The organism is Enterococcus sp. DIV1224, assembly GCF_050555455.1.
GTDB lineage: Bacteria > Bacillota > Bacilli > Lactobacillales > Enterococcaceae > Enterococcus_B > Enterococcus_B lactis.
Genome location: NZ_CP187859.1, coordinates 1883684 through 1896168 on the forward strand (window position 1 = coordinate 1883684; position 12485 = coordinate 1896168).

The 12485-nt window shown below is 38.7% G+C and carries 14 protein-coding genes; 2 read left to right on the top strand and 12 right to left on the bottom strand.

The features are described 5' to 3' along the window. Position 1 precedes the first annotated feature (1 nt). The 7 genes from murD to IGK53_RS09225 all read right to left on the bottom strand — a co-directional run bounded on the left by murD (position 2) and on the right by IGK53_RS09225 (position 6913). The gene (murD, locus tag IGK53_RS09195; RefSeq protein ID WP_002291860.1) at positions 2 to 1363 is read right to left on the bottom strand and encodes a UDP-N-acetylmuramoyl-L-alanine--D-glutamate ligase; all 1362 of its coding nucleotides are present in this window, start codon (positions 1361 to 1363) and stop codon (positions 2 to 4) included. A gap of 13 nt (positions 1364 to 1376) precedes the next feature. After that, positions 1377 to 2339 carry a phospho-N-acetylmuramoyl-pentapeptide-transferase gene (gene mraY / locus IGK53_RS09200; RefSeq protein WP_200776865.1) on the bottom strand — a complete coding sequence of 321 codons (963 nt, stop codon included), beginning with the start codon at positions 2337 to 2339 and terminating at the stop codon, positions 1377 to 1379. A gap of 25 nt (positions 2340 to 2364) precedes the next feature. Beyond that, on the bottom strand, positions 2365 to 4557 hold the full coding sequence (locus tag IGK53_RS09205) for a penicillin-binding transpeptidase domain-containing protein (RefSeq protein WP_002329024.1): 2193 nt from the start codon (positions 4555 to 4557) through the stop codon (positions 2365 to 2367). After that, entirely contained in the window at positions 4558 to 4959 is a 402-nt protein-coding gene (gene ftsL, locus IGK53_RS09210; protein ID WP_002291866.1) for a cell division protein FtsL, read from the bottom strand. Between the two features lie 4 nt (positions 4960 to 4963). Then, complete coding sequence (gene rsmH, locus IGK53_RS09215) at positions 4964 to 5923, bottom strand: 16S rRNA (cytosine(1402)-N(4))-methyltransferase RsmH (protein WP_002329023.1); 960 nt, start codon at positions 5921 to 5923, stop codon at positions 4964 to 4966. Between the two features lie 20 nt (positions 5924 to 5943). Continuing rightward, on the bottom strand, positions 5944 to 6375 hold the full coding sequence (mraZ, locus tag IGK53_RS09220; protein WP_002291870.1) for a division/cell wall cluster transcriptional repressor MraZ: 432 nt from the start codon (positions 6373 to 6375) through the stop codon (positions 5944 to 5946). A gap of 169 nt (positions 6376 to 6544) precedes the next feature. Further along, entirely contained in the window at positions 6545 to 6913 is a 369-nt protein-coding gene (locus IGK53_RS09225; RefSeq protein ID WP_002291871.1) for a DUF3397 domain-containing protein, read from the bottom strand. Between the two features lie 170 nt (positions 6914 to 7083). Between IGK53_RS09225 and IGK53_RS09230 the strand changes: the two genes are divergently transcribed. Both IGK53_RS09230 and IGK53_RS09235 read left to right on the top strand, forming a co-directional pair. Then, on the top strand, positions 7084 to 8040 hold the full coding sequence (locus IGK53_RS09230) for a magnesium transporter CorA family protein (protein ID WP_002291874.1): 957 nt from the start codon (positions 7084 to 7086) through the stop codon (positions 8038 to 8040). Between the two features lie 72 nt (positions 8041 to 8112). After that, complete coding sequence (locus tag IGK53_RS09235) at positions 8113 to 8229, top strand: DUF4044 domain-containing protein (protein ID WP_002291876.1); 117 nt, start codon at positions 8113 to 8115, stop codon at positions 8227 to 8229. Between the two features lie 55 nt (positions 8230 to 8284). Here IGK53_RS09235 and recN read toward each other — a convergent pair whose 3' ends face one another. From recN to IGK53_RS09260, 5 genes are all read right to left on the bottom strand, one after another. Next, positions 8285 to 9967, bottom strand: coding sequence for a DNA repair protein RecN (gene recN / locus IGK53_RS09240; RefSeq protein ID WP_002329022.1), 1683 nt, complete (start codon positions 9965 to 9967; stop codon positions 8285 to 8287). Between the two features lie 17 nt (positions 9968 to 9984). Beyond that, positions 9985 to 10434: an arginine repressor gene (locus IGK53_RS09245; protein WP_002291879.1), complete on the bottom strand. Its 450-nt coding sequence runs from the start codon at positions 10432 to 10434 to the stop codon at positions 9985 to 9987. 106 nt (positions 10435 to 10540) lie between these two features. Then, a complete protein-coding gene (locus IGK53_RS09250; RefSeq protein ID WP_002291881.1) occupies positions 10541 to 11359 on the bottom strand; it encodes a TlyA family RNA methyltransferase in 819 nt (272 codons plus the stop codon). Between the two features lie 8 nt (positions 11360 to 11367). Next, entirely contained in the window at positions 11368 to 12258 is an 891-nt protein-coding gene (locus IGK53_RS09255; protein ID WP_002329021.1) for a polyprenyl synthetase family protein, read from the bottom strand. Between the two features lies 1 nt (position 12259). Next, positions 12260 to 12484 carry an exodeoxyribonuclease VII small subunit gene (locus IGK53_RS09260; protein WP_002286657.1) on the bottom strand — a complete coding sequence of 75 codons (225 nt, stop codon included), beginning with the start codon at positions 12482 to 12484 and terminating at the stop codon, positions 12260 to 12262. Between the last annotated feature and the right edge of the window lies 1 nt (position 12485).

A 12485-nucleotide genomic window follows, 5' to 3' on the forward strand; every position in this document is an offset into this window, starting at 1 on the left:
TCTATTTTAATTGATTCACAACTTCCATGAATCGGTTTCCTCTAGTTTCAAAATTAGGGTATTGATCCCAGCTGGCATTCGCTGGTGATAATAAAATCACATCACCATCTGTACTGTTTTCTAATGCTAAAGGAACTGCTTGTTCTACAGAATCGGCTGTTACTATCGTTTCGATGCCTGCTTTTTTTCCAGCATCGATCAATTTTTCTTTTGTTTGACCAAATACGATCATTGCTTTGATACCTTTTAGTGAAGGAACCAATTCATCAAATGTATTTCCTCTATCTAATCCGCCTGCCAATAACACGACCTTAGCCGTTTCAAATCCGCTTAGAGCCATTTTAGTCGCTAAAATATTGGTTGCTTTTGAATCATTATAAAATTTTCTGCCTTGGATTTCTCCTACATATTGCGTACGATGCGGCACGCCATGGAATAAATGCAACGTTTGTCGTATAGCTTCATTTGATATACCATACAATTTTGCTACAGTAATAGCAGCTAACGCATTTTCTACATTATGCGTACCTGGTACGCCAAGTTCAGAGATTTCCATTATTTTTTCTTTTTTATAATAAATTGCGTGATCGTCAGCATACACACCATCTTCCAACACTTCTTTTGTCGAAAAAGGCAGGACGCGTGCTTTTGTTCTTTGCGCTAATTCTTGTAGTTCTGACTGATTCCAGTTAAGAACCAGATAATCTTCAGCTGTCATATTTTTTTGAAGGTTCCATTTAGCTTTGACGTATTCTTTTCTTGTCCCATGATAATCAATATGTGCTTCATAAATATTGGTGATCACCGCTATATGAGGATGGAAATCTGTGATTCCCATGAGTTGAAAACTAGATAACTCCATCACGATTTTATCTTCTGGTTTCGCTTCTTCCGCGACACCACTTGCTGGATACCCAATATTTCCTGCTAGACGTGCAACTCCTTTGTCTACGCCTGCATTCAGTAGTAGTCCAGTCATCGTTGTTGTCGTGGTTTTTCCATTCGTTCCTGTAATCCCAATAATTGGGCATTCCGCTACTTCGTAAGCTAGCTCCACTTCCGTAATTACCGGAATACCCATTTCTTGGGCTTTTGCTACTAAAGGATGGCTGTAGGGAATCCCGGGATTTTTGACCATCAACGAAAATTCTTCATCTAGTAATTCGATTGGATGACTGCCTGTTATTACTTTTATCCCTAAAGAAAGCAATTCTTGTGCTTCCGGATTTTCATCAAAAGGTTTTCCGTCATTAACGGTGACAAGTGCGCCCAATTCATGTAATAATTTGGCCGCACTTACTCCGCTTTTTGCGAGTCCTAAGACAAGCACTTTTTTATTTTCATATGTTGATATTTTTTTCATTTCCTGTCATCTCCTACCAAACGATCCATAATGTGATCAATGAAGTCACAATGCTGATCAACCAAAAAACTGTATCAATCTTCCACTCCGACCATCCGCACATTTCAAAATGATGGTGGATTGGAGACATTTTAAAAATTCGTTTTCCCGTAAGTTTAAAGGATGTAACTTGAAGCATCACACTTGCAGTTTCCATAACATAAATCAAGCCAATCAAAAGCAATGTCCACTCTTGGTTCAGCATCATAGAAATAGCCGCTAAAAGTCCGCCCAAAGCTAATGAACCAACATCTCCCATAAAAATCTTGGCAGGTTTCCGGTTATAGACGAAGAATCCAAGTAAACCACCTAAGACACTGAGACAAATGATTAATACATCATACTGATGCTGATGCCAAGCAATCAGACCGTAAGCTGCAAAAGAGATGCTGCCTAAGCCAGCAACTAATCCATCGATACCATCCGTCAGATTGACCGCATTTGAAAATCCAACAAGCCAGAAGATAGCGAAAACCCCATAAATGATTCCTAAAGGCAGATCCAGCCCAAAGAAATTCAATACACCTGGATAGCCTTCAGAACGGTAAACAAGATAAAAGATGATTCCCCCTAGAACCTGTCCAATCAGTTTCTGTTTCGAGTTCAGCCCCATGTTTCTTTTCTTGAAGATCTTTATAAAATCATCAAGAAAACCAATTACTCCATATAATGCTAATACAAAAAGCAAGATGAAAAGAGTAGGAGTCAGCTGTTTTTGCCAAGTTCCAACCCAAATCCCTGTCAAAATAGAGCCGATCAGAAACACTAAGCCGCCCATTGTAGGAGTTCCGGCTTTGATATTGTGCCACTTTGGTCCCTCCTCGCGAATCGCCTGACCTTGCTTTTTCATTTGAAAGTAACCAATAAATAGCGGCATTGCGGCAATCGTCATTGCACAACTGCTGACAATGGGAATCAATGCTTGTGTCCATTCCATGCTCTTTTCTCTCCTATTTCTCTTCTTATTCTTCTAAAGTAAAATTAAGTTTTTCTTTTGTGATTTTTTCATATGGAGCAAGTTCTTGTTTGACACAATAACCATCCCCATCAAAACTAACTTCGATACCAAGGATTTTCCCTAGCTTCATGATATCTGCTTTTGACCATCCAGTTACATCAGGCATCAGCTTGTCGCCGCCAGTATATAGAATCAGTTTTTCTCCAGAGATCAACTGATCACCGTTGGCAGTAGATTGTTTGTGTACTTTTTTCCCGTTACCGATAACGACAGGTTGCAGTCCGCTTTTTTGAGCATCCGCTGCTGCAACATCTGCTTCTAGATTACGATAATCGGCTACGGATACTTTTTCTGTTTTGGTTTCTGTATCCGTATCTTCTTCAGTTTCTTTAAAATCCATTGCCCGTTTCATCAATGGATTTGCGATTTTAGCCAAAGCCATTCGATCATATGTCTTAGGGTGTTTCATTGTTAGATACAAGACATAGTCTGGATCTTCAGAAGGAACCATCTCCACAATCGAATACAGGTAGGCTGTATCTCCTGTTTGGTATCCCCCTGTATCAGAAGCGATTTGGGCTGTTCCGGTTTTTGCCGATACATTGTATCCAGGTACACTATATACGCCATAAGCACTACCGTAGTTTTCGCTTTCGACAACATCTCTCATATATTCACGGACTTTTTCTGTTGTTTCTTTTGAAAAAGGTTGTCCTAGAACTTCTGTTTGAGTTGTTCGCTCTTCTCCAGTTTGAGGATCCACTACTTTGCTGATATATCGAGGTTGAATCATTGTACCGTTATTCGCAATAGAAGTGAAAGCTTTCATCATTTGGAAATTCGTCACACCTACCGCTTGTCCATAAGCACTCATTGCTCGGTCGACAATATTTGATGTAGGCAAAGCACCATTTACTTCGTCATCTAATCCAGAATGGGTACTTTGTCCAAATCCTAGTTTTTGTAAATAATTGTACCATCGTCCGCCTAATCGCTGTTCCAGTATGACCATCCCGACGTTACTTGACCATGAAAGAGCTTGACGCATGGTCAGCACACCTTTTTCACCAAAGTCATGGTCATTGATCGTCGCATCTTCTACTTGGATTTTTCCAGATTGGAAGGTTTCATTCTCGTTGAATTCTCCTTCTTCGATAGCGGCTGCAGTAGTGAAAACCTTCATGGTTGATCCTGGCTCATAACTATCTTGTACCAAGAAATTACGCCAGATAGCATCTTCTCCAGTCAAACCTTCCATTGTTTCGGGATTGAAAGTAGGACGCTGCCCCATCGCCAAAATCTCTCCAGTTTTTGCTTTCATCAAGACTGCTGTCAATTCTTCCGGTTGATATTCTTCATTTACTTGATCCATCAGTGTTTCCAAATAACTTTGTAGTCTACTGTCCAAAGTCGTGTAGATATCTTGTCCATCAACAGCTTTTTCTTCTTCTGCTACTGTACCTGGCAGAGGATTTTGAAAATTATCTTTTTGATAAATAATCTTACCATCTTTACCGCTCAAAATATCATTGTAAGCAGACTCCAAACCTAGTTTACCAACTAAGCCATTCTCATCTTTGTCTGGAACTGCATATCCGATAAAATGAGAAGAAAAGACGCCATTTGGATACATCCGAGCCTGATGGTCGACAAAGTAAAGACCAGCGACACCTTCTTTTTTCATATCTGCTTCGATGTTTTGCTTGGTTTCTTGGGAGATATTTTTCCCATAGCTACCAAATTCAACTTGATACAGCTCTTTTTTTGCGCCGTCTTCTAAAATATTCAGTGCATCTTTTTTGTCTATAGAAAGATTCTTATGCAGGATTTCTGCTATTTTATCAAAATTCTTTTCTTCGACATACAGCTTTTTATCCCCAGAAGTATATGTTTTTGAGAGTATCGCTTTAATTGAATAAGAGGAGGCATCTTCTGCGAGCGCCACACCGTTACGATCATAAATCGTTCCTCTTTTTGCTTTTACTACTTCACTTCCTTGGTACAACTGTTTTGTTTTTTCAGCTAATGAGGTACCAGCAACATGACCTCCAATAACGATATACGAGAAACGGACGGCAAATAAAAAGAACAATCCAATACTCGTAGCAAATAAAATGATACCTACTTTTTTGCGATTGTTCATCGGATTTAGATTTTTCTTTTCCATAAACCGCCGAATTTTATTTTTAAGACTCATTTACTTCACTTTCCTTAAATTGTCGTCATTAATAGACAATCCTTTTTCTTCTGCGATTTGTTTAATCCGTTCAGTACGAGAAAGTTCATTTTTTTCTTGTTCTAAACTCGTTTTTTCTTGCTTTTTATCCTTGATTTCTGTTTGTATTGATGTGATTTCTTTTTCAGCTCCGCTGATATTTGTACGCAACATGACTGTTAAAACACACAAAGCAACAATAGCAATCGCCACGCTTGCCACAGCAATTTTTTCCAAAGCAGAAATCTGCTTCAATCGTTTTGCTGGTGATTGTGGAAGAATGATTTCTTGATTCGAAGAAGAATCTGGCATTTGTTGTTCTGGCTGATCCACCAATTCAGGTAAATCATATTCGTACTCTTGCATTTTCTTTAATTCTGCCATCATTCTACTCCTCTTTCATTCTTATTTTTTCTGCAATACGTAACTTTGCACTGCGTGATCGATTGTTTTCTGCTAACTCTTCCTCTGAAGGAAGGATTGGTTTACGAGTAATGACTTTCAGTTCCGGTTGAAATTCGTCAGGTATGACAGGAAGTCCCGGTGGTAAATCTTGAACCGTACTATATTCTTTAAACATACTTTTGACAATTCTGTCTTCTAATGAGTGGAATGTGATCACACTGATTCTTCCATTGACTTTCAATAACCGGATTGCCTGTTCTAAAGAGGCCTCTTCGGCACCAAGTTCGTCATTTACTGCAATCCGCACAGCTTGAAAAATTCTTTTTGCAGGATGCCCGCCTTTTCTTCTTGCGGGAGCTGGGATGACTTGTTTAATGATTTCGACAAGCTCACCAGTTGTTTGGATTGGTTTTGTTTTTCGTACTCGTTCGATTTCACGAGCAATTTGTTTGGAAAATTTCTCCTCGCCATAGCGGAAGAAAATCTTTACTAATTCATGGTAGGAATATTCATTAATTACGTGATAAGCGGTTAAAGGAGCTGACTGATCCATACGCATATCCAAGGGTGCATCTTGATGATAACTAAATCCACGTTCTGCTTCATCTAGTTGAGGAGAGGAAACCCCTAAGTCATACAAAATACCATCTACCTTATCTACATACTCACTCAAGCGTTCTTCTAATTCTCTGAAATTCGCTTTGATAAATGTGACCATCCCTTGTTCGACATAAGAAGCTAAACGCAGCTTGGCGTAATCGATTGCTTTTTGATCTTGGTCAAACGCATACAGGTGCCCTTTAGAACTTAGTTGGCTCAATAAATATTCACTATGTCCGGCACCGCCGAGTGTACAGTCTACATAAACGCCATCCGGTTTGATGTTCAATCCATCTACCGTTTCTTTCAACATGACTGTATAGTGTTGAAATGTTTCAGTCATTAGTCAGCCTCTTCCTATTCTTATAGTCCGAAATCAATCATATTTTCAGCAATTTCGTCAAAATTCTCTTCTGCTTCTGCAGAAAAATCTTCCCATCGTGTCTCATCCCAAATTTCAATTCGGTTAGATACGCCGATGATTACGCACCCTTTTGTCAAAGCTGCATAATTTCTTAACGTGCTTGGTATATTGATCCGTCCTTGTTTATCAAGTTCGCATTCAGTGGCAGCCGAATAGAAGAATCGCACAAATGTACGTGCGTCTTTTTTAGCCAACGGCATTTCGTTCAGCTTAGCTTCCAGATTTTCCCATTCGCTCATCGGATAGCCGAAAAGACAACCATCCAATCCGCGTGTCAGAACAAACTTTTCGCCAAGTTCTTCACGAAGTTTTGAGGGAACGATTAAACGTCCTTTTGCATCAATATTATGTTGGAATTCACCCATCAACATTGAAAGCCCCCCATTCCTCCACTAACTAAAATTAGTCTACCACAATCCCCCACTTTCTACCACCTTTTCTAGGAAATCCGGGAACAACTTTTTTTATTCATAAACATTTTTTTAAGAATCAAGCTGCAAAAAGCCTTTTAAAAGACTTTTTACAGCTTTTCTGCTTTTTTCATAGGTAAGAAAGTATATTCACAATGATCAAGACCGCGTACAAGACGATCGTCAGCAGAAATACCAAACGCCAAGTCATCTTGAAATAACGCGGATAAATGATTTCTTCATAATAATATGCTTGAAAAACAGCAATACAGATGCCCATTAGTAAAACAGAAATAAAGAAAAACGGCAGGATAGAAATTGTCGCTGTGTTTCTAGACAACGCATGCATACCGCCCCACAAAAAAGGAATCGCCAAATCAGGGGCTTTTATTTTAAAACGACGATTTAACGAAAATAATTTTACAAGAAATTGGCAACCAAACAAAACGATTACCGGGTAAATATACCAAAACAAGATAAGTGGTGTGAATGTGCCCATGAACGTAAACTCCTTTTTTATCGTTGCTTCAAGTATACTGTATATACTTTACACAACTGCTTCATTTTATTTAAATTTATGCAGTTATATTCTATATCTTACAAACACATTCCATGTATTCCAATCCCCTATCCGTTATAATAAAAGAAACAGGCAACAGGAGGAAAATCATGATCAAATATTTTACATTAGATAATGAGAAACTGCGTAATACCGGAAAGGAAACTGACCAAACGATCTGGTATTGTGTAGAACGTCCCAATCAAGAAGAGATTCATCAGCTGACACATCAATTTGAAATTCCGTCAGATTACATCACTTCCATATTGGACGATGCAGAAAATTCCCGTACAGAAGAATTCAATCAATCAAAGTTGACAAAACCAGCGTTATTATTGTTACAATATCCGTTTGCTAAAACAAGTCCTAGCGGTTATTTTCAAGTGGATACATACCCGCTCTCTATCATTTTGACGCCCAAAAAGAAGCTTATCACAATTACGAATCATGAACCACTATTTTTAAAGAAAGTCTTTAGTCAAACCTTTCCAAAAAGCGATGTTTCACCCAATCTCAATATCTTCTTTCAATTCATCTGGCAGGTTACACTGTCTTATAACAGTTATTTAGCTACGCTTCAATCTCAATGCGATACTTTGGAAGCCAAACTTCAAGTATCAACTGAAAACAAACAACTTTATCAAATCATGGATATCCAAAAAAGCCTTGTTTATTTCAGAGAAGCGACTTCTGCTAATTTAGATGCATTGAAAGAATTAGCGCAAAATAAACTTTTCCAAGAAAATCATGCGTTGAAAAACCATCTGCGTGATGTATTGGTAGAAACAGAGCAAGCAATGACTACTTCTCGCATTCAATTAAAACTAGTAGAACAAATGAATCAGACTTTTTCAGCAATTGTATCGAATAATTTGAATAATATTATGAAAATTTTAACTTCTTTAACGATTATATTAACTATACCAACAATCATCGGAAGTATCTACGGGATGAACATCAAGCTACCCATTGCTGAAAGAGATGATGCGTTTATCTGGCTAGTCCTATTAACATTATTTATTTGTATCGTAACTACCTATTATTTAAAAAAAGGGAAGTTTTTATAAAAAAGACCTCTTGTAGAAAAGACAAAAAGATTGTACACTTGGATTAACTAATTAATTACGAGGTTGAAAACAATGCGTGAAAAAAAACAAACAAGTACTTTTGCTAAAGTAACAAAATTTGTCATTTGGACGATGCTGATTTTAACGATTGGGTCTGTTGTATTGACTGCTGTCATGAGTGTCATGTAAAAAATAAAATATAGCTATCAGCTGCTAAAAAGGACCTGAACCACTACGAGGTGGATCAGGTCCTTCTTGCGAGTTGCAATAGTTCTTTTGCATGTTCGAGTGTCAGTTTTGTAATCTCACTTCCAGCTAGCATGCGTGCAATTTCTTCTTCTCTTTCTTTTGTTTTCAATTCTGAAACAGAAGTTTGCGTACGACCATCAATCACTGCTTTCACGATATAATATTGATAGTCGGCGACTGCGGCGACTTGCGGTAGATGAGTGATGCACAAAACTTGAGAGTATTTCGATATTTGAGAAATTTTATCCGCGATGGCTTGTGCAACTCTTCCACTTACACCTGTATCCACTTCATCAAAGATAATACTTGTCACACCTTGCTCAGAAGAAAAAATCGTTTTCAAAGCCAGTAACATCCGAGATAATTCGCCACCAGAAGCGACTTTCACTAAAGGCTTCAGCGGCTCTCCTGGATTGGTCGTAATGTAGAATTCGATTTGGTCAAACCCATCATGATTCAATTGTCTGTTTTCTTCTTTTAAGAAACGTACTTCAAACTCAGTGTTTTCCATATACAGACTTTTTAATTCATGCAGAATGGATTTTTCCAATTCTTTTGCGATTTTTTTACGCGCTTCATGAAGATCTGCGGCTTGTTGCTGAAGTAGAAGCTCTTTTTGCTCTAGTTCCTCTTTCATTTTGTCCAATTGACCTTCTGAAAAATCAGAAGAAGCTAGCTCTTCGGTGATTTCGTCATAGTAAGCCAATATCGACTCAATGGATTCGCCATATTTGCGTTTCAACTGTCGGATTAATTCTAGACGTTGAGTCACTTCTTCTAAACGGTTCTCATCTAACTCCAACAAATCGATTTGACGACTCATGTCTCCGATTGCATCTTGTAACAAATAGTAAGCACTTTGGATATTTTCATAAATTGCTTCATACTCCATATCTAGATGTGCGATCCCTTGCAATTCTGCAACGGCCAAGCCAACGCCATCTACACTGTTTTGTTCATTATTCGTCAGTGCTCCGTAGCCTGCAGCTAATCCATCAGCAATTTTTTGATAATTGCTAAGTTTTTCTCTTTCTTCTTTTAATTTCTCTTCTTCTCCGACTTGCAAATCAGCAGCAGCTATTTCTTCTTGCTGGAAATGGAGCATATCTATTCTCTGAACATAGGATTTTTCATTTTGCTGCACTTTTCGTACCCTTTTTTCCAGCTCACGATAAGAGGTATATTCTTGCTGATAACTCTTTTTCTTCTGTTGGAAAGCTGCATCTCCAAAACGATCCAATAAAGCAAGATGTGATTCAGGCTGGAGCAGTTCCTGATGTTCGTTTTGCCCTTGGATATCCACTAAATAACTGCCGATTTTCCTTAGATTAGCTAGCGTGATGATGTGACCATTCACTCGGCAAACATTTTTTCCAGTCAACGACATATCTCGTCGAACGATCAGATTGTCTTCATCCGTTTCGATACCTAATTCAACCATCAATTCAGAGAATCCTTCTTGTTTCGGAAGTTCAAACAATCCTTCAAGAATGCATTTTTCTGCGCCTTGACGTATATAATCGCTTGAACCTCTTCCTCCTGCTAACAAACCTAAAGCATCGATAATGATGGATTTACCCGCACCAGTCTCTCCGGTCAGCGCGGTCATTCCTTCGTGAAAAGAAAGCCGCAATTCCGGAATAATCGCAAAGTTAGTAATACTGATTTCTTGTAGCATCACATTCGCTCCTCAACTTAAAGGTAATGCAGGAAGTCTTTCTTTAGTAAAACTGCCTGGTCTTCAGTTCGTGTAATCATCAAAACATTATCGTCATCATTGATAATCGAAAATAATTCTTTCTTGTAGCGCTTATCGATCAAATTCGCTGCTGCCGAAGCATTCCCCGGCAAAGTTTTCAAAGTAACAAATTTTTCCATTTGGTCAACTGCTACGAAAGCGTCTTTTAACAGTTTTTCCAATTTAGTATTTACATCTTCATTTGTTTCAGCTGGTATACTATAACGGTAGCCGCCATCTGAGGCCGGTACCTTAATCAGTTTTAGTTCCTTTATATCTCTGGAAATCGTAGCTTGAGTAACAGATATTCCTTTGCTTTTCAGGATTTCAACAAATTCTTCCTGCTTTCGGATATCTTGCTCACTCAACAATCGAGTAATCAAACGATGCCGATCTTTTTTTCTCATTACGTCTTCGCTCCTTAGCTTATTCTTCTTAACCAATGATAGCTTATTTCCTTGGTATAATAAAGAAGAATCCGCATACTTCTCACTTGATTTTCACAGTTACAATTTATTTATGGTCAAACTGTTCGTGTGCGTTTGAAACCACTTCTGCCATATTAATAGCTGGATTGATCGTGCCGCTTTCAGGTACCTTCCTCAAGTGAGCCAAGAACTCGATATTTCCTTCTCCCCCCGTGATTGGAGAATAACTTACTTCCAGCACATCATATCCACCTTGTGCCGCAAATGACAAAATGTCTTCTAAAATTTTTTGATGGGTCTGTGCGTCACGAACAATTCCGTTTTTCCCTACAGCTTCTCTGCCTGCTTCGAATTGGGGTTTGATTAAGGCAATCACTTCTCCCTCTTCTTTTAAAATAGCATGTAATGGAGGCAGCATCAGTTTTAGTGAAATAAAAGAAACATCGATGACAGCAACTTCTGGAATCCCTAAGGTAAAGTCTTCGGGTTTTGCATAACGAAAATTCACTCTTTCCATTACGACGACTCTAGGATCTTGTCTGATTTTCCAAGCTAGCTGATTGTAACCGACATCTAAAGCATAGCTCATTTTAGCGCCATTTTGCAAAGCTGCATCAGTAAATCCGCCAGTGGAAGCACCGATATCTAACAATGTTTTTCCTTCAACAGATAGATCAAATGCTTTGAGCGCTTTTTCTAATTTTAATCCACCCCGAGAAACATAAGGAAGTTTTTTACCTTTGACTCTTAATTCACTACTTACTGGAATTTTTTCTCCCGGTTTATCAAACCGCTCGTTTTTTTCGTTGTAAATCAAACCAGCCATAACTGAACGTTTGGCTTGTTCTCTTGTTTCAAATAATCCTTGTTTGACCGCTAATACATCTACGCGTTCTTTTTCCATTCTTTCCCTCATTTCTCCACATCAAATTGCTTGATCATCTGGCGCATCAGCCTGCCATCAAAAGAAAAAACGTCCTCTTCTAATTTGTCTATGATCTTATTAGCGGATAACAACTCAATCTCCAACGCCTCATGTGTCTTTTCTAGTCCTAATAAACGCGGGTAAGTGTTTTTTTCCATACGTTCATCTTTGCCAGCTGTTTTCCCTAACGTTTTCGTTGTACCAATCACATCAAGTAGATCATCTCTTATCTGGAAAGCCAAACCTAAATGTTCGGCTAATCGTTGAAGTAGCAATAAGATTTCTTCAGGTTGCTTCGCTAATATACCTCCAGCTAGCAAGGCATAACGAATCAAACGTCCTGTCTTTCTTTCATGAATAAATGCTAATTCCTCTAATGAAAGCTTTTTTGATTCTCCTTCGATATCTGCAGCTTGTCCAGCCACCATACCTTGTGCCCCCGCACAAACAGCTAATTGCTGAAGCAACAGAAGCTTAGGAGAATGACCCAAGTGTGCCATACTGATCAGCTGGAATGCGCCTGTCAGTAAACCATCTCCAGCCAATATAGCTAACGCTTCGCCGAATACTTTGTGATTGGTAGGTTTTCCCCTTCGAAGATCATCATTGTCCATCGCAGGCAAATCATCGTGGATCAAGGAATACGTATGCACCATTTCTAAAGCAGCTGCTACTTGATAGACGGGAACATCGATAGGCTCATCAAAGGAAGCAACGGCCGCTAAAAGTAATAAGGGACGGATTCTTTTTCCACCTGCTTTCACTGAATAAGTCATCGCATCACAGAGCGCTCTATCCGTCGTATGTTCATCTAAAAAAGACAAGATTTCTTTTTCTACAGCAGGTAGATGAATAGCTGAAAAGTCAGTTAATCTCATCTCAGCTTTCCTCGTTTCCGTCAAAATCAACTTCTTCATTTGATTCTGTCATCATTTTCGTCAAAGTTTCTTCTGCTTTAGCTAAGGTATCTTGGCAATGTTTGCTTAATTCCATTCCTCGTTTAAACGAATCTAGAGCTGATTCTAATGGAACGTCTCCTTGTTCTAGCTGCATGACGATTTTTTCTAATTCTTGCAGTGACTCTTCAAAAGTTGGATTTTCCATA

Coding starts and splice junctions, on each gene's coding strand:
- murD (WP_002291860.1), bottom strand. CDS start 1,363: ATGAAAAAAATATCAACATATGAAAATAAAAAAGTGCTTGTCTTAGGA.
- mraY (WP_200776865.1), bottom strand. CDS start 2,339: ATGGAATGGACACAAGCATTGATTCCCATTGTCAGCAGTTGTGCAATG.
- IGK53_RS09205 (WP_002329024.1), bottom strand. CDS start 4,557: ATGAGTCTTAAAAATAAAATTCGGCGGTTTATGGAAAAGAAAAATCTA.
- ftsL (WP_002291866.1), bottom strand. CDS start 4,959: ATGGCAGAATTAAAGAAAATGCAAGAGTACGAATATGATTTACCTGAA.
- rsmH (WP_002329023.1), bottom strand. CDS start 5,923: ATGACTGAAACATTTCAACACTATACAGTCATGTTGAAAGAAACGGTA.
- mraZ (WP_002291870.1), bottom strand. CDS start 6,375: ATGTTGATGGGTGAATTCCAACATAATATTGATGCAAAAGGACGTTTA.
- IGK53_RS09225 (WP_002291871.1), bottom strand. CDS start 6,913: ATGGGCACATTCACACCACTTATCTTGTTTTGGTATATTTACCCGGTA.
- IGK53_RS09230 (WP_002291874.1), top strand. CDS start 7,084: ATGATCAAATATTTTACATTAGATAATGAGAAACTGCGTAATACCGGA.
- IGK53_RS09235 (WP_002291876.1), top strand. CDS start 8,113: ATGCGTGAAAAAAAACAAACAAGTACTTTTGCTAAAGTAACAAAATTT.
- recN (WP_002329022.1), bottom strand. CDS start 9,967: ATGCTACAAGAAATCAGTATTACTAACTTTGCGATTATTCCGGAATTG.
- IGK53_RS09245 (WP_002291879.1), bottom strand. CDS start 10,434: ATGAGAAAAAAAGATCGGCATCGTTTGATTACTCGATTGTTGAGTGAG.
- IGK53_RS09250 (WP_002291881.1), bottom strand. CDS start 11,359: ATGGAAAAAGAACGCGTAGATGTATTAGCGGTCAAACAAGGATTATTT.
- IGK53_RS09255 (WP_002329021.1), bottom strand. CDS start 12,258: ATGAGATTAACTGACTTTTCAGCTATTCATCTACCTGCTGTAGAAAAA.
- IGK53_RS09260 (WP_002286657.1), bottom strand. CDS start 12,484: ATGGAAAATCCAACTTTTGAAGAGTCACTGCAAGAATTAGAAAAAATC.